We start from the raw sequence: 21,873 nt of genomic DNA on the forward strand, positions 1-21,873 counted from the left end.
CCGATAGGCCAGAATAGAGCCCCGGCGAGCCGTCGGATCGTGGAGAAATCGAGTTATGGGGTTTGATCAGATTCGTCAGCGCCGTTTGTCTGACGATATTGTCGAGCAGCTTGAGGGCATGATCCTCGAGGGCACGCTGAAGGCGGGTGAGCGCTTGCCGGCCGAGCGCGCGTTGGCCGAACAATTTGGCGTGTCACGCCCTTCGTTGCGCGAAGCCATTCAGAAGCTGACCGCCAAGGGCCTGCTGGTCAGTCGCCAGGGCGGCGGAAACTATGTGGTGGAATCACTGGGTAGCACCTTCAGTGATCCCTTGTTGCATCTGCTGGAAAGCAATCCTGAGGCGCAGCGCGATCTGCTGGAGTTTCGCCATACGCTGGAAGCGTCTTGCGCCTACTACGCGGCGCTGCGTGCCACTGATGTGGATCGCGAGCGGCTGACTGCTGCGTTCAACGAATTGCAGGACTGCTATTCCCGTCACGAAGAGGTGAGTCGTGCCGAAGAGGGGGCTGCGGACGCAAAGTTTCACCTTGCGATCGCCGAGGCCAGCCACAATGCCGTGTTGCTGCACACCATTCGCGGGCTGTTTGACCTGCTCAAGCGCAACGTGGTGACCAACATTGGTGGTATGTACAAGCAGCGCACTGAAACCCGCGACATGTTGATCGCGCAGCACCGGGAGTTGTATCAGGCGATTATCGAGGGGCGGGGGGAGCAGGCGCGGGAAGTTTCCAGCCGGCACATTCTGTATGTGCAGGAGGTGCTGGAAGAAGTGCGTCAGGAAGTGCAGCGAATGGCCCGGGCGGAGCGGCGCAAGGGGATGTAGTCAGTCGGTTTTGTAAGGCTTGTGGGATTGCTTTCGTCGGATCGCCGCCCGGACCAAGCCCGCTCCCACAGTTACACCGAAACCCTGTGGGAGCGGGCTTGCCCGCGAAGGGGCCTCAAGGCGAAAGAATTACTCTTCCTTGCCCTTGTTGCGCACCGCACGCTGCAACTCGCGACCGGCGTCGCGTTCGCGCTCGGTATCGCGCTTGTCGTATTCCTTCTTGCCCTTGCCCAGCGCGATCTCGCACTTGACCATGTGCTTGCTCCAGTACCAGGACAGGCACACGCAGGCGTAACCCTTTTGCTGCACGGCGGCGGCCAGCTTTTCCAGTTCGCGCCGGTTGAGCAGCAATTTACGGGTCCGCACCGGGTCAGCGATGACGTGGGTACTGGCGGTCGTCAGGGGCGTAATGTGGCTGCCGAGCAGCCAGGCTTCGCCATCCTTGAGCAGCACGTAACTGTCAACCAGCTGCAGCTTGCTTGCCCGCAGACTTTTTACTTCCCAGCCGGCCAGGACCAGACCAGCCTCGAACCGATGTTCGATGAAGTAATCGTGTCGCGCCTTTTTATTTTGCGCGATGGTCCCTGTTGGGTGTTTCTTCTGTTTAGCCATAGGGGCGGCATTATAGGGAGTTGCACGCGAGTCGGCTACGGTGTTGCTACGTGCTTGAGCAGGTTGATTGAATCCCGGACAATGCGGCCTCTTTTTTGAACGCTTGGGCGTGATAACGATGTCGACAGACAAGGTTTCTGTCCACGGCAGTTGGGCTAGCCGCTGGGTCTTCATACTCGCCGCGACTGGTTCGGCCGTGGGGCTGGGTAGTATCTGGAAATTCCCGTACATGGTCGGCGTCTATGGCGGCGGCGCCTTCGTGCTGATGTTTCTGGCCTGCATCGCGCTGATTGGCGTACCGGTCATGCTGGCCGAAACCCTGATCGGCCGGCGTGCCCGGCAGAGCCCGGCCAATGCCTTGAAGACGCTGGCGGTCGAGGCGGGGCACTCGACGAAATGGTCCTGGGGCGCATTTGCCGGGATGATCACAGCGTTGTTGATCCTGTCTTTCTATAGCGTTGTCGGCGGCTGGTCGCTGGATTACATCATCGACATGGGGCGTGGCGACTTTCAGGGGGTAACGGCGGATCAGGTGGGGGCCTACTTCGGCAATGTGATCGCCGATCCATGGCGCCTGACACTTTGGCACACGATTTTCATGCTGTTATCAGCGGTGGTGATTGCCAGGGGCGTGGTCGCCGGGCTTGAGCGCAGCCTGCGCATCATGATGCCGCTGCTGTTTGTGATGGTCCTGGTGCTGTTGGGCTACAGCATGACCACCGGGCATTTCATGGAGGGCGTGCATTTCATGTTCGACTTCCACCCGGAAAAGGTCCTGGACGGCTTGTTGCCCGCGATGGGGCATGCGTTCTTTTCCCTGAGCGTGGGCGTCGGCTCGATCATGATCTACGGCGCCTACATGCCAAAGAACTCGTCGATTTCAGGGACGGTCGTTGGCGTGGCGCTGCTCGATACTTTCGTTTCCCTGGTGGCCGGCCTGGCATTGTTTCCGATTGTTTTCGCGGCGGGTCTGAATCCGAGCGAAGGGCCGGGGCTGATGTTCGTCAGCCTGCCGTTTGCCTTTGGTAACGTGGCTTTCGGGCAGTTGATGGGTGTGGTGTTTTTCGTGCTGGTGGCGGTCGCTGCCTGGAGTTCGGCGATTTCCCTGCTTGAGCCGATGGTGGCCTACCTGGTCGAACGCACTAAGGTGAGCCGTGCATGGGTCACCTTCTGGTTGGCTTTCAGCTGCTGGTTTGTCGGTCTGGGCACGGTGTTCTCCTTCAATATCTGGAAGGAGGCCAAGTTCTTCGTGAACGAAGGCGGGATGTTCCACCTTTACCAATGGGGAGCAGCCGGTGGTCTCGACTTCTTTGGCGTGATCGATTTCTTCACCTCGCGACTCATGTTGCCGCTTGGCGGTTTGTGTTTCGTGGTATTTGCGGGCTGGATCATGGGGCGTAAAGCGGTGCGCGACGAGTTGTCGATCCGCAACCCTGCGCTGTTTGGCCTGTCCTTGTTCTTGATGCGCTATGTGGCGCCCATCGGCATCCTCGTAGTGTTTGCCGCCCAGCTGTGGAAGTGACGCTGACATGACGACACACATTTCACGTTCGGCCTTGCTGCCTTACCCGGCACAAGCGCTGTATGACCTGGTCAACGACGTGGCGCGCTATCCGGAGTTTCTGCCGTGGTGTTCGTCGGCCGAAGTCCTGGAAAGCTCCCCTGAGCATATGCGCGCGAGCGTTGGTGTGGCGAAGGGCGGCCTCAGTCAGCACTTCGTGACGCGAAACGCTCTGGTTCCCGGTCAATCGATCGAAATGAATCTTGAAGAAGGCCCGTTCAATCAATTGCATGGTGTGTGGGTGTTCAAGCCGCTGGGCGAGAAGGCCTGCAAGATCAGTCTTGATCTGTCGTTCGATTATGCCGGGCCGCTGGTTCGTGCCACGTTGGGGCCATTGTTCAATCAGGCCGCCAATACGCTGGTGGATGCGTTCTGTCAGCGCGCCAAGCAGATTCATGGTTGAAGCCGTGATCGATATCGAAGTGGTGTACGCCGCTGTGGACAGGCAGGTGCTGCTTTCACTCGCGGTGCCGGTCGGCACTACGGTTCGGGCGGCCGTGCTCAAGTCTGGTGTAGGGGCAGAGTTTCCTGAACTGGATCTTGCCGCCTGCCCGGTGGGTATCTTTGGCAAGGTAATCACCGACCCGGACACTCGAACGATTCAGGCGGGGGACCGAATCGAAATCTACCGGCCGCTGCTGGCGGATCCGAAAGAGGTCCGTCGCCTGCGTGCAGCAAAAGCGGCCGAGGCCAAGGCGCGGAATCAATGATTGAATTGCGCGCCAGGCACTAAAATTTCCGCCCACAGGTGGTTAAATCCCTGAGTGTAAATATGCCTTGTAGGCTTTTTATCGGGGAAATGTAGGATTGGTTTGAGTATTGAAGAGAATTTTCTCTTTGTTTCAATCTTGATTGAATGTGGTTCCGATTAAGCCTAAATCAAGTCTTGCCCTCGTTATGTGAGGGGCAAATAAACTCATTTAGGGATAAATCTGAAATGGACTTGATCAAGTCGTTGAAGCATACAAGTGTGCTGGCAGCAATGGGTGCGGCTTTCACTGTCATGCCGGCCAGCGCAGCCTCCAATGTGTTAACCGCCACGATAAGCGCACAAGGCAAGGTGGTGGCTCAGGCGCCCGAGTGGATCTCTGCGGTAGAGTACTTCTCCCAGCCTGATTATTTTGCGAACTATAAGGTTAACTTCAAGCCGGATGTCTTCATCCAGGCTCCACGGTTCTGCTCTGTATCCCTTACGAACAGCCGTTCCGAAGATGATATTTATTATGGGCGGGCGCGACTTGGGTCTACACCCAAGCAGGATAATTTGAGTGTGATCACTCAACTGGCAGGAATGAAGGGCCCTTCCGGTGATGGTTCCCAAGACTTTATGCTGATGTGTATTAAATAAGCGGGAATCATCGATAGTGATTCCGGCAAGCGATCCGGATCGATCACTATTGCCGGTACATAAAAAAATCCGCCGCCAGAGGTCTGGCAGCGGATTTTCAGAGCAGCCTTGCTGGAGCTTGATGCCCAGGCAAGCGGCATCATTCGCCAATTACTGCGGCGAGGTGTCCAGCGGTTCAGGCGTCGGGACTGGAGCGGTTTCTACACCGTCGACGTCCTTCTGGATCTGATCCAGCAACGAACCTGGCTTGACCGGTTTTTCCGGTTTTGGTTTTTCGACGTTTTCTGCCGGGGCAGCCACTGTCGTGCCGCTGTCCTTGCCAAGGATGGCTTCGTCACGGCTCACGCCTGGCATGAAATCACCAGAGAGGCTGACAAGCTGATCATTTGGGTTGAAGATAACGCTGATGCGTTCCTGTTGGCGTTCACCGCCACCGGGTTGCAGGCTGTACAGATAATCCCAGCGATCGGCATGGAACGTGTCAGTCAGCAGAGGGTTGCCCATGATAAACCGTACTTGCTTACGGGTCATTCCCGGGCGTAACTGGTCTATCATGTCCTGCGTGACGACATTGCCCTGCTGGATGTCGATTTTGTAAACCCCGGGGAATGAACAACCGGCGAGTGCGAGCAGTCCCACAAAGGTGAAACTGGTTAGCAAGAGCTTGGTGTTTTGCATCGGTGGGCGACTTCCACTATCTTGGCTGGGACAACGTAAACGCCGATCATACCCGCATTAAGAGAAGCTGCGAAGCAGCATCGCGAGAAAGCTGACCATGGTTGAAAATAGCGAACTACGCAAAGCCGGCCTCAAAGTGACCCTGCCACGGGTCAAAATTCTGCAAATGCTCGACTCCGCCGAGCAGCGCCACATGAGTGCCGAGGATGTCTACAAGGCCCTTATGGAGGCTGGTGAGGACGTCGGTCTGGCCACGGTTTACCGTGTTCTGACCCAGTTCGAGGCAGCTGGCCTTGTGGTGCGGCACAACTTCGACGGAGGCCATGCGGTCTTCGAACTGGACGACGGCAAGCATCACGACCATATGGTCAACGTCGAAACCAGCGAAGTGATCGAATTCTTCGACGAAGAAATCGAGCGGCTTCAGAAAGCAATCGTCGACAAGTATGGCTTCGAGATGGTTGATCACAATCTGGTGCTGTACGTGCGCAAGAAAAAGTAAGCATGTCGCGCGAACGCAAGGTTCGCGAAACGAACGAAGGCGACCCCAGGGTCGCCTTCGTGCTTTCTGCCTTTATTTATTCAAGCTTTTGCGGCCACCACCATTTTTTTGGCATGCGCCAGGGATTCCTTGGTGAGATCGATGCCGCCCAGCATTCGTGCGACTTCTTCGACGCGGTCGTTTTTGCTCAGTTTGGAAACGGCCGTGCGGGTGGCATCTTCGCCGCGCACTTTATGTACAAACAGATGTTGATGACCTTGCGCCGCCACCTGCGGCAAGTGGGTCACGGTCAGTACCTGCCCGCGCTCGCCAAGCCTGCGCAGCAACTGGCCGACGATTTCCGCGGTCGGGCCGCCAATGCCGACATCGACTTCGTCGAACACCAGGGTCGGGACACGAGAGGTCTGTGCGGTGATCACCTGGATCGCCAGGCTGATCCGTGACAGCTCGCCACCGGATGCGACTTTTGCCAAGGCTTTTAATGGTTGTCCCGGGTTGGCGCTGACCAGCAGTTCAACTTGTTCAAGTCCGTTAGGCATCAGTTCGTCGCTGCTGTTTGGACGCAGTTCGATGGTGAAGCGCCCGCCAGGCATGCCCAGGCGCTGGATTTCCTGTTCCACTGCGCTGGCCAGGCTGCTCGAGGCTTGATGACGCAGGTCGCTCAGTTCCCGGGCCTTTTCCTGATAATGGCGAGCGTATGAAGACAGCTCATCACTCAGCCGCTCGATGGATTCGTCGTTGGCGTTGAGGGTTTCGATTTCATCCAGCAGTTTCTGCTGCATCTCGGCGACTTCGGTCGGCTGGATGCGGTGTTTGCGCGCCAGGGTGTAGATCGCGTCGAGGCGTTCCTCAAGGTATTGAAGGCGCGACGGATCGGCGTCGAAGTTATCGAGGAAGCGGTTCAGTTCACCGACAGCCTCTTCAACCTGGATCTGTGCACTGGTCAACAAGCTGCTGGCTTCGCCCAGTGCACCGATCGAGCTGTTCACGCTCGACAGGCGATTGAGGCTGGCGGTGAGGGCGTTCAGTACATTTCCGGAATCACTTTCACTGCATTGCTCGACGACTTGCCGGCAGATGCCGAGCAAGGTCTCGGCGTTGGTCAGGTTCTTGTGTTCCTGCTCTAGCTGCTCGAGTTCGTTGTCGCCAAGGCCGAGGTTTTCCAGCTCTTCGAGTTGGTAGCTGAGCAATTGGTGACGAGCGCGTTGTTCGTCGCCGGAGTTGGAGAGTCGATCCAGCTCCTGGCGAGTCTGGCGCCAGCGCTGTGCGGCAAGCTGCACCTGGCGGGCAAGGTCCGTGGCCCCGGCGTACTCGTCGAGCAGGCGGCGATGGGTGTCGGTCTTGAGCAGGGATTGGTGTTCGTGCTGGCTGTGAATGTCGATCAGCAGCTCGCCCAGCGCCTTGAGATCGCCAAGCGGGCAGGGCGTGCCGTTGATGTAGCCGCGGGAGCGTCCTTCGGATGTGATCACCCGGCGCAGGATGCACGGGCCGTCGTTTTCGAGGTCGCGTTCGGCCAGCCAGGCGCTGGCTTCCGGAATGTCGGCCAGATCGAAGGTGGCCAGGATGTCGGCCTTGTCGGTGCCGGGGCGAACCACGCCGCTGTCGGCGCGATCACCCAGGGTAAGGCCCAGCGCGTCGAGCATGATCGACTTGCCCGCGCCGGTTTCCCCGGTGATCACGCTCATCCCGCGATCGAGTTCGAGATCGAGATGTTCAACGATGGCGTAGTTGTGTACGGACAGGTGCACCAGCATATGGGCCGCTCCCAGGTGTTAGGTCTGGTTATTTATACAGTGTTTTGTTTCTGGCTGACAATGCCCCTCGTTAGCTCGATTCGCTCGGTCCGACGAAAGCCTTATCGCAACCGGGAATGACAAAGCAGTTGTTTTTTGTAGGGTTAATCGTCGGTGCCCCTTGAAGCCGGATTTTGCGGCCCCATATAGCTGGGCAGAAGCGCGAGTTGAGCTCGCGGACGATATTGAAAGGAGAAATCTATGGCTGACGAACAGACAGTGGATACGCAAAACCCAGACGCCAACCAGGCGCCCGAGGCTTCGGGTGAAGACCTGGCGGCTCGTGTACAAGTGCTCGAAGAGCAACTGGCAGGCGCTCAGGATCAGGCTTTGCGTGTAGCCGCCGATCTGCAGAACGTCCGCCGTCGCGCCGAGCAGGATGTGGAGAAGGCTCACAAGTTCGCGCTGGAAAAATTCGCCGGCGACCTGCTGCCGATCGTCGACAGCCTGGAGCGCGGCCTGGAGCTGTCCAGCCCGGACGACGAAAGCATCCGTCCGATGCGCGAAGGCATCGAGCTGACCCTGAAAATGTTCCAGGACACCCTCAAGCGTTATCAGCTTGAAGCGATCGATCCGCATGGCGAGCCGTTCAACGCCGTTCAACATCAGGCGATGGCCATGCAGGAAAGCGCCGATGTCGAGCCGAACAGCGTTCTGAAGGTGTTTCAGAAGGGCTATCAGCTCAATGGTCGCTTGCTGCGCCCGGCGATGGTCGTGGTCAGCAAGGCGCCTGCGCCGGTTTCGCCTTCGATTGACGAGCAGGCTTGAAATCCGCCGCAAGGCCCCCATTTATAAGTCAAGCGTTTAAGTGCTACCGCAGTTAGCCACCACTGCTGCGGCAACCAAATCCAAAGTTTCGGGAGAGTGAACATGGGCAAAATTATCGGTATCGACCTGGGGACTACCAACTCCTGCGTCTCCGTGCTGGAAAACGGCAAGGCAAAAGTTATTGAAAACGCTGAAGGCGCGCGTACCACGCCGTCGATCATCGCTTACGCCAACGATGGCGAAATTCTGGTTGGCCAATCGGCCAAGCGTCAGGCTGTGACCAATCCGCACAACACCCTGTATGCGGTGAAGCGTCTGATCGGTCGTCGTTTCGACGAAGAAGTCGTGCAGAAAGACATCCAGATGGTCCCTTACAAGATCGTCAAGGCTGACAACAGCGACGCCTGGGTTGAAGTGAACGGCCAGAAAATGGCACCGCCACAAATCTCGGCTGAAATCCTGAAGAAAATGAAGAAGACCGCCGAAGACTACCTCGGCGAGACCGTGACTGAAGCGGTGATCACCGTTCCGGCCTACTTCAACGATAGCCAGCGTCAGGCGACCAAAGACGCCGGCCGCATCGCCGGTCTGGACGTAAAACGTATCATCAACGAACCAACCGCAGCTGCTCTGGCTTACGGTATGGACAAGGCGAAGGGCGATCACACCGTGATCGTTTACGACCTGGGCGGCGGTACTTTCGACGTTTCCGTGATCGAGATCGCTGAAGTCGATGGCGAGCACCAGTTCGAAGTGCTGGCCACCAACGGTGACACGTTCCTGGGCGGTGAAGACTTTGACATTCGTCTGATCGACTACCTCGTCGACGAATTCAAGAAAGAAAGCGGCATGAACCTCAAGGGCGACCCGCTGGCCATGCAGCGCCTGAAAGAAGCTGCTGAAAAAGCCAAGATCGAACTCTCCTCGAGCCAGTCGACCGACGTGAACCTGCCGTACATCACTGCAGACGCCACCGGTCCAAAGCACCTGAACGTGAAGATCTCCCGCGCCAAGCTCGAAGCGCTGGTGGAAGACCTGGTTCAGCGCACCATCGAACCTTGCCGCATCGCAATGAAAGATGCCGGTATCGACGTTGGCGCGATCAACGACGTGATCCTGGTGGGCGGTCAGACCCGCATGCCGCTGGTTCAGAAGCTGGTGACCGAGTTCTTCGGCAAAGAAGCTCGTAAAGACGTCAACCCGGACGAAGCGGTTGCCATGGGTGCTGCTATCCAGGGCGCGGTACTGGCCGGTGACGTGAAAGACGTTCTGCTGCTCGACGTCAGCCCGCTGACCTTGGGTATCGAAACCATGGGTGGCGTGATGACCGCGCTGATCGAGAAAAACACCACGATTCCTACCAAGAAATCGCAAGTGTTCTCGACTGCCGACGACAACCAGGGCGCCGTGACCATCCACGTGCTGCAAGGCGAGCGTAAGCAAGCCGCACAGAACAAGTCCCTGGGCAAGTTCGACCTGGCCGACATTCCACCGGCTCCACGTGGTGTGCCGCAGATCGAAGTGACCTTCGACATCGACGCCAACGGCATCCTGCACGTAGGTGCGAAGGACAAGGCTACCGGCAAGACTCAGTCGATCGTGATCAAGGCCAACTCCGGTCTGTCCGACGAAGAAATCGAGCGCATGGTGCGTGATGCCGAGGCTAACGCCGAGGAAGACCGCAAGTTCGAAGAGCTGGCCACTGCCCGCAACCAGGGCGACGCACTGGTTCACTCGACGCGCAAAATGGTTACCGATGCCGGCGATAAAGTGACCGCGGAAGAGAAGACTGCAATCGAAGCTGCCGTAGTTGCCCTGGAAGCCGCCGTCAAAGGCGACGACAAGGCTGCTATCGACGCCAAGGTTGAAGAGCTGTCGAAAGTCTCCGCTCCAGTGGCGCAGAAGATGTACGCCGAACAGGCTCAGCCTGCTGAAGGCGCGGCACCGCACGACGACAAGGCGGAAAAGGCTGATGACGTTGTCGACGCCGAGTTCGAAGAAGTCAAAGACCACAAGTAAGTTGTTGGTCGGCCGGTTGACTGCCTTCAGGCGGTGACTGGTAGGATGTCGCCGCGCGGGAGCTTGCTCCCGCGTTGGCGTATCTGGAATACGCGAATTTTTACAGCATGCGACAGCGTTTGTGTGTTGTTGGTATGGTCGGAAATGCTCCTGCTTTTCGCGCCGCAAGTACCGCAAGAATCAAAGACCAGGATCGTTGAATTGACGTGAGTTGGGTCCGGGCCTGTATTGGGGCTCAACGAGTTCGGCAGACTCAGGAGGGTTGTGCCGGACGTCCTTAAGAGTGCAAAGACTTATGGCAAAGCGTGACTATTACGAAGTGTTGGGTGTTGAGCGTGGCTCAAGCGAAGCAGACCTGAAGAAGGCCTACCGTCGCCTGGCGATGAAGCATCACCCGGACCGTAATCCCGATGACAAGGCGTCGGAAGAGATGTTCAAGGAGGCCAACGAGGCCTACGAAGTGCTGTCCGATTCCAGCAAGCGCGCGGCATACGACCAGTACGGTCATGCCGGTGTCGACCCGAGCATGGGGGGTGGCGGTGCCGGTTTCGGCGGTCAGAACTTCTCCGACATCTTTGGCGATGTCTTCAGTGACTTCTTCGGTGGCGGTCGCGGCGGTTCCCGTGGTGGCGCTCAGCGCGGCAGTGACTTGCGCTACACCCTGGAGCTGGACCTCGAAGAGGCAGTACGCGGTACGACCGTGAATATCCGCGTTCCGACGCTGGTCAACTGCAAGCCTTGCGACGGTTCCGGCGCCAAGAAGGGTTCTGCTCCGGTGACCTGCCCGACTTGCGGCGGTATCGGCCAGGTGCGCATGCAACAAGGCTTCTTCTCGGTGCAGCAGACCTGCCCGCGCTGCCATGGCCAGGGCAAGATCATTTCCGATCCGTGCGACTCCTGCCACGGCGAAGGTCGTGTCGAAGAGTACAAGACCCTGTCGGTGAAAGTGCCGGCCGGTGTCGATACCGGTGACCGCATTCGTCTGTCCGGCGAAGGCGAGGCGGGTGCCCAGGGTGGGCCAACTGGCGATCTGTACGTGGTGATCAACGTGCGCGAGCACTCGATTTTCCAGCGCGATGGCAAGCACCTGTTCTGCGAAGTGCCGATCAGCTTCGTCGATGCGGCGCTGGGTGGCGAGCTGGAGATTCCGACCCTTGATGGTCGAGTCAAACTGAAGATCCCTGAGGGGACCCAGACCGGCAAGCAGTTCCGCGTTCGCGGCAAGGGCGTTGCGCCTGTGCGCGGCGGTGGTGCCGGTGATTTGATGTGTCGTGTGGCGGTCGAGACTCCGGTCAACCTGAGCCGTCGCCAGCGTGAAATGCTTGAGGAGTTCCGTAGCTCCCTGGCGGACGACAACAGCCATTCGCCGAAAACCACCGGTTGGTTCGAAGGCGTGAAGCGCTTCTTCGGTGATTTGTAAGGAGACAGGCATGCGACGTATTGCTGTGATGGGTGCCGCCGGGCGCATGGGTAAAATCCTGGTCGAGGCGGTGCAGCAGCGTGCACCGCTGACCGGTCTGACGGCCGCCATCATCCGACCGGGCAGCACGCTGATTGGTGTGGATGCGGGTGAGTTGGCGTCCTTGGGGCGTATCGGTGTGCCGTTGTCCGGCAACCTGGATTCAGTGGCGGAGGAGTTCGATGTGTTGATCGACTTCACGCTGCCGGAAGTCATGCTGAAAAACCTGGCGTTCTGCCGCAAGGCAGGTAAAGCCATGGTCATCGGCACCACCGGGCTGGATGCTGCACAAAAGCAGTTGCTGGCCGAGGCGGGCAAGGATATTCCGATCGTGTTCGCGGCCAATTTCAGCGTAGGTGTGAACCTGTCGCTGAAGTTGCTCGACATGGCGGCGCGCGTGCTGGGTGATGAGGCGGATATCGAAATCATCGAAGCGCATCACCGGCACAAGATCGACGCGCCTTCAGGCACCGCGCTGCGTATGGGCGAGGTGATCGCCAGCGCCCTGGATCGTGATCTGCAAAAGGTCGCGGTCTATGGTCGTGAAGGTCATACCGGCGCGCGTGAGCGTGAAACGATCGGTTTTGCCACCGTTCGTGGTGGCGATGTGGTCGGCGATCACACTGTGCTGTTCGCCTGTGAGGGGGAGCGTCTGGAAATCACGCATAAAGCGTCCAGTCGCATGACGTTCGCCAAGGGCGCGGTACGTGCTGCATTGTGGCTGGACGGGCGCGAACCTGGCCTTTACGACATGCAAGACGTGCTCGATCTGCGTTAAGATGCACCCGAAATCGGGCTCGCGCACAGCGTTTGAGCCCGGTTTTGTTCCGTCAAGCGACGTCCTGTCGCATTCTCCAGCCTTTAAGGCTCATTGGCGGTAGACCAAAAAAGCCTTTTTCTGTAAGCTACAGCTTTAGTGTGTCCACTAAAAGCGCGCAGAATAATTCGGTGAAGAAGCGGGGTGACGTGTCCATACGTCACTCCGCTTTTTTACAACCTGCGATCGCCCTTTCAGGCTTTATTTACGGGAGGTCTTCTTGACTAAGCCAGCCATACTCGCCCTTGCTGATGGCAGCATTTTTCGCGGCGAAGCCATTGGAGCCGACGGTCAAACCGTTGGTGAGGTGGTGTTCAACACCGCAATGACCGGCTATCAGGAAATCCTTACCGATCCTTCCTACGCCCAACAGATCGTTACCCTGACTTACCCGCACATCGGCAACACCGGCACCACGCCGGAAGACGCCGAGTCCAACCGCGTCTGGTCTGCCGGCCTGGTCATCCGTGACCTGCCACTGGTGGCAAGCAACTGGCGTAACACGATGTCCCTGTCCGACTACCTGAAGGCCAACAATGTTGTGGCCATCGCCGGTATCGACACCCGCCGCCTGACGCGCATCCTGCGTGAAAAAGGCGCGCAGAACGGCTGCATCATGGCCGGCGACAACATTTCCGAAGCCGCCGCCATCGCCGCCGCCCAGGGTTTCCCTGGTCTCAAGGGCATGGACCTGGCGAAAGTCGTCAGCACCAAGGAAAGCTACGAGTGGCGCTCGACTGTCTGGGATCTGAAAACCGACAGCCACGCGACCATCGAAGCCTCCGAGCTGCCGTACCACGTGGTTGCCTACGACTACGGCGTCAAGGTGAACATCCTGCGCATGCTGGTCGAGCGCGGTTGCCGCGTGACTGTCGTGCCTGCGCAAACCCCTGCCGCCGATGTGCTGGCGCTGAAGCCGGACGGCGTGTTCTTGTCCAACGGCCCTGGTGATCCGGAGCCTTGCGACTACGCGATCCAGGCGATCAAGGACGTGCTGGAAACCGAGATTCCGGTCTTCGGTATCTGCCTCGGTCACCAGCTGCTGGCCCTGGCCTCCGGCGCCAAGACCCTGAAAATGGGTCACGGCCACCACGGTGCCAACCACCCCGTCCAGGACCTGGACAGCGGCGTGGTGATGATCACCAGCCAGAACCACGGTTTTGCCGTAGACGAAGAGACCCTGCCAGCCAACGTTCGCGCGATCCACAAATCGCTGTTCGACGGCACCCTGCAAGGTATCGAGCGTACCGACAAGAGCGCCTTCAGCTTCCAGGGTCACCCGGAAGCCAGCCCTGGCCCGAACGACGTAGCGCCATTGTTCGATCGCTTCATCACCGAGATGGCCAAGCGACGCTGATCGCTCGCCCTGATGTAGCAAAGCTTGAGGGTGGCCCCGCACCGGCGGCCCCCTCAACTCTTCAGAGATTGAACAAGACGGCTTGCCGACTGACCTGCGGATTTGAGTGACAAACCCATGCCAAAACGTACAGACATTAAAAGCATCCTGATTCTTGGCGCTGGCCCGATCGTGATCGGCCAGGCCTGCGAATTCGACTACTCCGGCGCCCAGGCCTGCAAAGCCCTGCGCGAAGAGGGTTACCGCGTCATCCTGGTGAACTCCAACCCGGCCACTATCATGACCGACCCGGCCATGGCCGACGCCACCTACATCGAGCCGATCAAGTGGCAGACCGTTGCCAAGATCATCGAGAAAGAGCGTCCGGACGCGCTGCTGCCAACCATGGGTGGCCAGACCGCTCTGAACTGCGCCCTGGACCTGGAGCGCGAAGGCGTTCTGGAGAAGTTCGGCGTAGAAATGATCGGTGCCAACGCCGACACCATCGACAAGGCTGAAGACCGTTCGCGTTTCGACAAGGCGATGAAGTCCATCGGCCTGGCGTGCCCGCGTTCCGGTATCGCCCACAGCATGGAAGAGGCCAATGCGGTCCTCGAGAAGCTCGGCTTCCCGTGCATCATCCGTCCGTCCTTCACCATGGGCGGCACCGGTGGCGGTATCGCTTACAACCGTGAAGAGTTCGAAGAAATCTGCGCCCGTGGTCTGGACCTGTCGCCGACCAAAGAGCTGCTGATCGATGAATCGCTGATCGGCTGGAAAGAATACGAAATGGAGGTTGTCCGCGATAAGAAGGACAACTGCATCATCGTCTGCTCCATCGAAAACTTCGACCCGATGGGCGTGCACACCGGTGACTCGATCACCGTGGCTCCGGCACAGACCCTGACCGACAAGGAATACCAGATCCTGCGTAACGCCTCCCTGGCGGTACTGCGCGAGATCGGCGTGGAAACCGGCGGTTCCAACGTTCAGTTTGGTATCTGCCCGAACACCGGCCGCATGGTCGTGATCGAGATGAACCCACGGGTATCCCGTTCGTCGGCACTGGCCTCGAAAGCCACCGGTTTCCCGATCGCCAAGGTCGCGGCCAAGCTGGCAGTGGGTTACACCCTCGACGAACTGTCGAACGACATCACCGGTGGCAAGACCCCGGCGTCCTTCGAGCCGTCCATCGACTACGTCGTCACCAAATTGCCGCGTTTTGCCTTCGAGAAATTCCCGAAAGCCGACGCCCGCCTGACCACTCAAATGAAGTCGGTCGGTGAAGTCATGGCCATCGGCCGTACCTTCCAGGAATCCCTGCAGAAAGCCCTGCGCGGCCTGGAAGTCGGTGTTTGCGGTCTGGACGAGAAGGTTGATCTGGCCAACCCGGAAAGCATGAGCGTACTCAAGCGCGAGCTGACCGTACCGGGTGCCGAGCGTATCTGGTACGTGGCGGACGCGATGCGCGCCGGCATGAGCGTTGAAGACATCTTCGGCATGACCATGATCGATCCTTGGTTCCTGGTGCAGATGGAAGACCTGATCAAGGAAGAAGAGAAGGTCAAGACCCTGGGTCTGACCAGCATCGACCGCGATCTGATGTTCCGCCTCAAGCGCAAAGGCTTCTCCGATATGCGCCTGGCCAAGTTGCTGGGTGTGACCGAGAAGAGCCTGCGCGCTCACCGTCACAAGCTGGAGATCTTCCCGGTCTACAAGCGCGTCGACACCTGCGCTGCCGAGTTCGCCACCGACACCGCGTACCTCTACTCGACGTACGAAGAAGAATGCGAAGCCGCGCCATCGGGTCGCGACAAGATCATGATCCTGGGTGGTGGTCCTAACCGCATCGGCCAGGGTATCGAGTTCGACTACTGCTGTGTACATGCGGCTCTGGCACTGCGCGATGACGGTTACGAAACCATCATGGTCAACTGCAACCCGGAAACCGTTTCCACCGACTACGACACTTCCGATCGCCTGTACTTCGAACCAGTGACCCTGGAAGACGTGCTGGAAATCGTCCGCGTCGAGAAGCCAAAAGGCGTGATCGTCCAGTACGGTGGCCAGACCCCGCTGAAACTGGCGCGTGCCCTGGAAGCCGCCGGCGTGCCGATCATCGGCACCAGCCCTGACGCCATCGACCGTGCCGAAGACCGTGAGCGTTTCCAGCAGATGGTCCAGCGCCTGAACCTGCGTCAGCCGCCAAACGCCACCGTGCGCAGCGAAGACGAAGCGATTCGTGCCGCCAGCAAGATCGGTTACCCGCTGGTGGTGCGTCCGTCCTATGTACTGGGCGGCCGTGCGATGGAAATCGTCTACGAAGAAGAAGAACTCAAGCGCTACCTGCGCGAAGCGGTTCAAGTGTCCAACGACAGCCCGGTGCTGCTGGACCACTTCCTCAACTGCGCCATCGAAATGGACGTGGATGCGGTCTGCGACGGCAAGGACGTGGTAATCGGCGCGATCATGCAGCACATCGAGCAGGCTGGTGTTCACTCCGGTGACTCCGCGTGCTCGCTGCCGCCGTACTCGCTGCCTGCGCACATCCAGGACGAGATGCGCGAACAGGTCAAGAAAATGGCCCTGGAGCTGGGCGTGGTCGGCCTGATGAACGTTCAGTTGGCGCTGCAAGGCGACGACATCTACGTCATCGAAGTCAACCCGCGCGCTTCCCGTACCGTACCGTTCGTGTCCAAGTGCATCGGTGTTTCCCTGGCAATGATCGCGGCTCGCGTCATGGCGGGTAAGACCTTGAAGGAAATCGGCTTCACCAAGGAAATCATCCCGAACTTCTACAGCGTGAAAGAGGCGGTGTTCCCGTTCGCCAAATTCCCTGGCGTTGACCCGATCCTCGGCCCAGAGATGAAGTCCACCGGTGAAGTGATGGGCGTGGGCGACACCTTCGGTGAAGCGTTCGCCAAGGCCCAGATGGGTGCCAGCGAAGTGTTGCCGACTGGCGGTACTGCGTTCATCAGCGTACGTGACGACGACAAGCCACTGGTTGCGGGCGTGGCCCGTGATCTGATCAACTTGGGCTTCGAAGTGGTTGCCACTGCCGGTACTGCCAAGCTGATCGAGGCTGCAGGCCTGAAAGTGCGCCGTGTGAACAAGGTGACCGAGGGTCGTCCACACGTGGTCGACATGATCAAGAATGACGAAGTCACCCTGATCATCAACACCACCGAAGGTCGTCAGTCGATCGCTGATTCGTACTCCATTCGTCGTAATGCCCTGCAGCACAAGATTTACTGCACCACCACCATTGCTGCTGGCGAAGCCATCTGTGAAGCGCTGAAGTTCGGTCCCGAGAAGACCGTGCGCCGCTTGCAGGATCTACACGCAGGATTGAAGGCATGAGCATAACGAAGTACCCAATGACCGTTCAGGGCGCTCGCGCCCTGGAAGAAGAGCACACTCACCTGACCAAGGTCGTTCGTCCGAAGCTCAGCCAGGACATCGGTACGGCCCGCGAGTTGGGTGACTTGAAGGAAAACGCCGAATACCACGCTGCCCGCGAGCAGCAGGGTATGGTCGAGGCGCGGATCCGTGACATCGAGGGCCGGATTCAGAATCAGGTCATCATTGATGTCACGACCATTCCTCATACTGGCAAAGTGATTTTCGGCACCACTGTTGAAATCGCCAACGTCGAAACTGACGAGCGCGTCACCTATCACATCGTTGGTGAGGATGAGGCTGACTTCAAATTGGGCAAAATCTCTGTTGGTTCGCCACTGGCCCGCGCCTTGATTGCCAAGGAAGAGGGTGATGTGGTCGCCGTGAAAACGCCTGGCGGCGTTATCGAGTACGAGATCGTCGAAGTTCGCCACATCTGAAGGCCGGCGCCCGTTTCGTACGGGCGCCATGCTTTGGCAGCTGACCCGGATGTTGTAGGTCGGCGGCTTGTGGCTGTTGCAAACTGGTCTGTTGCCGGTGCTGGGTCGAATGGGCCTGGCACCGCTGCTGATCGACGAAATTGCAGTCATGCTGAAGGCGCCGATGGCGGGACTTGCCGCAGCGTGCGTGATTTTTCAGGCTTTGGTGCTGATTAAGGCCGAGGGCCCTGTCAGTCTATGGCGGGATTTTCGCGGGTGGAGCGGCAGGGTGCGCGAAGCACACCCTTGACCCTTGCCATCACTTGAAGCGATGGACGTTCGACAGTTGCTTGTTGACGCTGAAGTTCTTGCGGTAGATCAGTGCCATCTTGCCGATGACCTGAACCAGATCCGCTTTGCCGACCTTGCAGAGCTCTGCAATGGACGCCAGGCGCGATTCGCGATCGAGGATGTTGAGCTTGATCTTGATCAGCTCGTGATCCGCCAAAGCGCGTTCGAGTTCGGCTAACACACCTTCAGTCAAACCATTGTCTGCCACAATCAATACTGGTTTCAGATGATGGCCAATGGATTTGTACTGTTTCTTCTGCTCTTGAGTGAGCGGCATAATCTGACCCCTGCGTCTGATCTTGTAAAAAGCGGCGGCCAGTTTACCCGAGCGAGTCCGGGACCGCCCAGTTAATCACGACCCGTTTTATTTCCGAGGTATCCCGTGGCCCGTTCCAAGACAAGCCTTAACTGGCTGAAAGAACATTTCAACGACCCATTCGTCAAAATGGCACAAAAAGACGGGTACCGCTCCCGCGCCAGCTACAAACTGCTGGAGATCCAGGAAAAGGATCGTCTGATCCGTCCGGGCATGAGCGTAATCGACCTTGGTGCGGCCCCCGGTGGGTGGTCCCAGGTGACCAGTCGTCTGATTGGTGGGCAGGGGACACTGATCGCTTCTGACATTCTGGAAATGGACAGCATTCCGGACGTGACCTTCATTCAGGGCGACTTTACCGAGGATGCCGTGCTGGCTCAGATCCTCGAGGCCGTCGGAAATAAAGACGTAGACCTTGTGATTTCCGACATGGCCCCCAATATGAGTGGATTACCGGCCGTGGACATGCCGCGAGCGATGTTCCTGTGCGAGTTGGCACTGGATCTTTCGACGCGGGTGCTCAAGCCCGGTGGTGATTTTTTGATCAAAATCTTCCAGGGCGAAGGCTTCGACGAGTTCCACAAGAGCGTTCGCCAGCAGTTCGAGAAGGTGCAGATGCGCAAGCCGACCTCGTCGCGCGACCGTTCTCGCGAGCAGTACCTGCTGGGCCGCGGTTTCCGCGGACGCAGTGAGGGTTGAGTGAATTTTTGATCGGGGCGATAGGATTTTTGTATTACGCCTTGTCAGAATTAGCGAATATTGTGTAGGAAGTGTTTCACAAAGGGTTACAGACGACGCCTGCCAAGTCGTAGGTAATGTAGTAAGTTAGGCCGGTGAATATCATGCGAAGCGCGCGTCAGTAGCGGAGCTTGCTTCAGAGGGTAGTTAATTGAACGATATGGCAAAGAATCTGATCCTGTGGTTGATCATCGCGGCTGTCCTGGTGACGGTGATGAACAACTTCTCCAGCCCTAACGAGCCACAGACCCTCAACTATTCCGACTTCATCCAGCAGGTCAAGGATGGCAAGGTCGAACGCGTGGCGGTTGATGGCTACGTGATTACCGGCAAGCGCAACGATGGCGACAGCTTCAAGACCATTCGCCCGGCGATCCAGGACAACGGCCTGATCGGCGACCTGGTGGATAACCACGTCGTGGTCGAAGGCAAGCAGCCTGAACAGCAAAGCATCTGGACTCAGCTTCTGGTTGCCAGCTTCCCGATCCTCGTGATTATCGCCGTGTTCATGTTCTTCATGCGGCAGATGCAGGGCGGTGCCGGTGGCAAGGGCGGGCCGATGAGCTTCGGTAAAAGCAAGGCGCGTCTGCTCTCCGAGGATCAGGTGAAAACAACCCTGGCTGACGTTGCCGGTTGCGACGAAGCCAAGGAAGAAGTCGGTGAGCTGGTCGAGTTCCTGCGCGATCCGGGCAAGTTCCAGCGCCTGGGTGGCCGCATTCCTCGCGGCGTGCTGATGGTCGGTCCTCCGGGTACCGGTAAAACCTTGCTGGCCAAGGCCATCGCCGGCGAAGCCAAAGTACCGTTCTTCACCATTTCCGGTTCCGACTTCGTCGAAATGTTCGTCGGTGTTGGTGCCAGCCGTGTTCGCGATATGTTCGAACAGGCCAAGAAACACGCTCCATGCATCATCTTCATCGACGAAATCGATGCGGTCGGTCGCCATCGTGGTGCTGGCATGGGTGGTGGTCACGACGAGCGCGAGCAGACTCTCAACCAATTGCTGGTGGAGATGGATGGCTTTGAAATGAATGACGGCATCATCGTGATCGCCGCAACCAACCGTCCTGATGTACTGGATCCTGCGTTGCTGCGTCCAGGCCGTTTCGACCGTCAGGTTGTGGTCGGTCTGCCGGACATCCGTGGTCGCGAACAGATTCTCAAGGTTCACATGCGCAAAGTGCCGATGGGCGACGACGTTGCCCCGGCCGTGATCGCTCGTGGTACTCCAGGGTTCTCTGGTGCTGACTTGGCCAACCTGGTGAACGAGGCATCGTTGTTCGCTGCCCGGGCCGGCAAGCGCATCGTCGAGATGAAAGAATTCGAACTGGCGAAAGACAAGATCATGATGGGCGCCGAGCGCAAATCCATGGTCATGTCCGAGAAGGAAAAACAGAACACGGCTTATCACGAAGCGGGCCACGCCATCGTGGGTCGTGTCGTGCCTGAGCATGATCCGGTGTACAAGGTGTCGATCATTCCGCGCGGTCGTGCGCTGGGTGTGACCATGTTCCTGCCGGAAGAAGATCGTTACAGCCTGTCCAAGCGTGCGTTGATCAGCCAGATCTGCTCGCTGTACGGCGGTCGTATCGCTGAAGAAATGACTCTGGGCTTCGATGGCGTGACCACCGGTGCTTCCAACGACATCATGCGCGCCAGCCAGATTKCGCGGAACATGGTGACCAAGTGGGGACTTTCGGAGAAACTCGGGCCGTTGATGTATGCCGAAGAAGAGGGTGAAGTGTTCCTTGGGCGCGGCGGTGGCGGTCAGAATGCAAGCTTCTCTGGTGATACAGCCAAGCTGATCGACTCTGAAGTACGCAGCATCATCGATCAGTGCTACGGCACGGCGAAGCAGATCCTCACGGACAACCGTGACAAGCTCGATGCGATGGCCGATGCCTTGATGAAGTACGAAACGATCGATGCCGAGCAGATCGACGACATCATGGCGGGGCGTACACCTCGCGAGCCACGCGACTGGTCGGGTGGCACGGGTACTTCCGGCACCCCTCCGGTGGTGCAGGATGAGCGTCCGGAAACACCGATCGGCGGTCCTGCTGCTGACGTATAAGGTTTGAAATGACTTCTGTTCAGTCCTCGACCCGGTTGCCTTGCGGCAACCGGGTTCTTGATTTGGCCCAGACACATGTCATGGGTATTCTCAATGTCACTCCTGATTCTTTCTCCGATGGTGGCCAATACAGCCAGCTCGACGCGGCAATGCGTCACGCCGAAGCCATGGTGGCGGCCGGCGCGACGTTGATCGATGTCGGCGGCGAGTCCACCCGTCCTGGTGCCAGGGCGGTGTCGCCACTGGAGGAGCTGGAGCGCGTAGCGCCCATTGTCGAGCGCATCAGCCGCGAGCTGGACGTCATCATCTCGGTCGACACCTCCACGCCAGCGGTCATGCGTGAAACCGCGCGCCTGGGTGCCGGGTTGATCAATGATGTGCGTTCGTTGCGTCGCGATGGCGCCCTGGATGCAGCGGCGGCCACCGGGCTACCGGTTTGCCTGATGCATATGCTGGGAGAACCGGGCGATATGCAGGACAATCCGCAGTACCAGGACATTACGAAAGAAGTGGGTGGGTTTCTCGCCGAGCGCATGCATCAGTGTTCATTGGCGGGTATTCCAGCCGAACGGATCATTCTTGATCCGGGCTTTGGCTTCGCCAAAACCTTGCAGCACAACCTGAGCTTGTTCAAACATATGCAAGCCCTGCATGCCTTGGGGCGGCCCCTGTTGGTCGGGGTTTCGCGAAAGAGCATGATTGGCCAGGCGTTGAATCGTCCGGTGGGGGACCGATTGTATGGTGGTTTGGCGCTTGCGGCGCTGGCATCGACGAAAGGTGCGCGTATATTGCGCGTCCATGATGTAGCCGAAACAATGGATGTGGTGCGGATGATTGCCGCAGTGGAATCAGCCGAATAAGAA

General features: G+C 58.4%; 20 protein-coding genes and 1 pseudogene. 17 read left to right on the forward strand and 4 right to left on the reverse strand.

From position 1 onward, the window contains the following. Positions 1-55 precede the first annotated feature (55 nt). Positions 56-823 (forward strand): FCD domain-containing protein, encoded by a 768-nt coding sequence (locus tag AC1DRN_RS03085; RefSeq protein WP_218429207.1) that lies wholly within the window; start codon positions 56-58, stop codon positions 821-823. A 129-nt stretch (positions 824-952) separates the two neighbouring features. Here the strand turns inward: AC1DRN_RS03085 and smpB are convergent, their stop codons facing one another. Further along, positions 953-1,435, reverse strand: a complete 483-nt coding sequence (gene smpB, locus AC1DRN_RS03090; RefSeq protein ID WP_007993569.1) for an SsrA-binding protein SmpB — start codon at positions 1,433-1,435, stop codon at positions 953-955. Between the two features lie 118 nt (positions 1,436-1,553). Between smpB and AC1DRN_RS03095 the strand changes: the two genes are divergently transcribed. The 4 genes from AC1DRN_RS03095 (at position 1,554) to AC1DRN_RS03110 (ending at position 4,344) form a co-directional block, all read left to right on the forward strand. Beyond that, positions 1,554-2,957 carry a sodium-dependent transporter gene (locus AC1DRN_RS03095; protein ID WP_223458571.1) on the forward strand — a complete coding sequence of 468 codons (1,404 nt, stop codon included), beginning with the start codon at positions 1,554-1,556 and terminating at the stop codon, positions 2,955-2,957. A 7-nt stretch (positions 2,958-2,964) separates the two neighbouring features. Next, positions 2,965-3,399 carry a type II toxin-antitoxin system RatA family toxin gene (locus tag AC1DRN_RS03100; RefSeq protein ID WP_108218128.1) on the forward strand — a complete coding sequence of 145 codons (435 nt, stop codon included), beginning with the start codon at positions 2,965-2,967 and terminating at the stop codon, positions 3,397-3,399. Then, complete coding sequence (locus tag AC1DRN_RS03105) at positions 3,392-3,706, forward strand: RnfH family protein (protein ID WP_108218129.1); 315 nt, start codon at positions 3,392-3,394, stop codon at positions 3,704-3,706. Before AC1DRN_RS03100 ends, AC1DRN_RS03105 begins: the two co-directional genes overlap by 8 nt. A 227-nt stretch (positions 3,707-3,933) precedes the next feature. Then, positions 3,934-4,344: a hypothetical protein gene (locus AC1DRN_RS03110; RefSeq protein WP_223458573.1), complete on the forward strand. Its 411-nt coding sequence runs from the start codon at positions 3,934-3,936 to the stop codon at positions 4,342-4,344. Positions 4,345-4,494: 150 nt separating this feature from the next. Here the strand turns inward: AC1DRN_RS03110 and AC1DRN_RS03115 are convergent, their stop codons facing one another. After that, the gene (locus AC1DRN_RS03115; RefSeq protein WP_223458575.1) at positions 4,495-5,022 is read right to left on the reverse strand and encodes an outer membrane protein assembly factor BamE; all 528 of its coding nucleotides are present in this window, start codon (positions 5,020-5,022) and stop codon (positions 4,495-4,497) included. Between the two features lie 97 nt (positions 5,023-5,119). Between AC1DRN_RS03115 and fur the strand changes: the two genes are divergently transcribed. Continuing rightward, complete coding sequence (gene fur, locus AC1DRN_RS03120; protein WP_003197684.1) at positions 5,120-5,524, forward strand: ferric iron uptake transcriptional regulator; 405 nt, start codon at positions 5,120-5,122, stop codon at positions 5,522-5,524. A gap of 80 nt (positions 5,525-5,604) precedes the next feature. Here fur and recN read toward each other — a convergent pair whose 3' ends face one another. Then, positions 5,605-7,278 carry a DNA repair protein RecN gene (gene recN / locus AC1DRN_RS03125; RefSeq protein ID WP_223458577.1) on the reverse strand — a complete coding sequence of 558 codons (1,674 nt, stop codon included), beginning with the start codon at positions 7,276-7,278 and terminating at the stop codon, positions 5,605-5,607. Between the two features lie 240 nt (positions 7,279-7,518). On the opposite strand from recN, the gene grpE reads away from it, so the two are divergent. From grpE to AC1DRN_RS03165, 8 genes and pseudogenes are all read left to right on the forward strand, one after another. Continuing rightward, positions 7,519-8,085 carry a nucleotide exchange factor GrpE gene (grpE, locus tag AC1DRN_RS03130; protein WP_223458579.1) on the forward strand — a complete coding sequence of 189 codons (567 nt, stop codon included), beginning with the start codon at positions 7,519-7,521 and terminating at the stop codon, positions 8,083-8,085. A gap of 102 nt (positions 8,086-8,187) precedes the next feature. Next, the gene (gene dnaK / locus AC1DRN_RS03135; RefSeq protein WP_223458581.1) at positions 8,188-10,104 is read left to right on the forward strand and encodes a molecular chaperone DnaK; all 1,917 of its coding nucleotides are present in this window, start codon (positions 8,188-8,190) and stop codon (positions 10,102-10,104) included. Between the two features lie 295 nt (positions 10,105-10,399). Then, positions 10,400-11,524 (forward strand): molecular chaperone DnaJ, encoded by a 1,125-nt coding sequence (gene dnaJ / locus AC1DRN_RS03140; protein WP_057716482.1) that lies wholly within the window; start codon positions 10,400-10,402, stop codon positions 11,522-11,524. Between the two features lie 10 nt (positions 11,525-11,534). After that, complete coding sequence (gene dapB, locus AC1DRN_RS03145) at positions 11,535-12,341, forward strand: 4-hydroxy-tetrahydrodipicolinate reductase (RefSeq protein WP_223458582.1); 807 nt, start codon at positions 11,535-11,537, stop codon at positions 12,339-12,341. A 259-nt stretch (positions 12,342-12,600) separates the two neighbouring features. After that, positions 12,601-13,737 (forward strand): glutamine-hydrolyzing carbamoyl-phosphate synthase small subunit, encoded by a 1,137-nt coding sequence (gene carA / locus AC1DRN_RS03150; RefSeq protein WP_223458584.1) that lies wholly within the window; start codon positions 12,601-12,603, stop codon positions 13,735-13,737. A gap of 117 nt (positions 13,738-13,854) precedes the next feature. Continuing rightward, positions 13,855-17,076: a carbamoyl-phosphate synthase large subunit gene (carB, locus tag AC1DRN_RS03155; protein ID WP_223458586.1), complete on the forward strand. Its 3,222-nt coding sequence runs from the start codon at positions 13,855-13,857 to the stop codon at positions 17,074-17,076. Between the two features lie 2 nt (positions 17,077-17,078). After that, a complete protein-coding gene (greA, locus tag AC1DRN_RS03160) occupies positions 17,079-17,555 on the forward strand; it encodes a transcription elongation factor GreA (RefSeq protein ID WP_034148383.1) in 477 nt (158 codons plus the stop codon). Between the two features lie 28 nt (positions 17,556-17,583). After that, positions 17,584-17,811 (forward strand): annotated as a pseudogene (locus AC1DRN_RS03165) (MFS transporter); the annotation flags it as partial. Between the two features lie 42 nt (positions 17,812-17,853). On the opposite strand, the gene AC1DRN_RS03170 reads toward AC1DRN_RS03165, so the two are convergent. Beyond that, positions 17,854-18,162 (reverse strand): YhbY family RNA-binding protein, encoded by a 309-nt coding sequence (locus AC1DRN_RS03170; protein ID WP_007942889.1) that lies wholly within the window; start codon positions 18,160-18,162, stop codon positions 17,854-17,856. A 105-nt stretch (positions 18,163-18,267) separates the two neighbouring features. Between AC1DRN_RS03170 and rlmE the strand changes: the two genes are divergently transcribed. The 3 genes from rlmE (at position 18,268) to folP (ending at position 21,870) form a co-directional block, all read left to right on the forward strand. Then, positions 18,268-18,900 (forward strand): 23S rRNA (uridine(2552)-2'-O)-methyltransferase RlmE, encoded by a 633-nt coding sequence (gene rlmE / locus AC1DRN_RS03175; RefSeq protein ID WP_223458588.1) that lies wholly within the window; start codon positions 18,268-18,270, stop codon positions 18,898-18,900. Positions 18,901-19,099: 199 nt separating this feature from the next. Beyond that, complete coding sequence (ftsH, locus tag AC1DRN_RS03180) at positions 19,100-21,010, forward strand: ATP-dependent zinc metalloprotease FtsH (protein ID WP_477786629.1); 1,911 nt, start codon at positions 19,100-19,102, stop codon at positions 21,008-21,010. 8 nt (positions 21,011-21,018) lie between these two features. Beyond that, complete coding sequence (gene folP / locus AC1DRN_RS03185; protein WP_223458590.1) at positions 21,019-21,870, forward strand: dihydropteroate synthase; 852 nt, start codon at positions 21,019-21,021, stop codon at positions 21,868-21,870. The last annotated feature ends 3 nt before the right edge of the window (positions 21,871-21,873 follow it).

Source organism: Pseudomonas sp. P5_B3 (assembly GCF_056400405.1).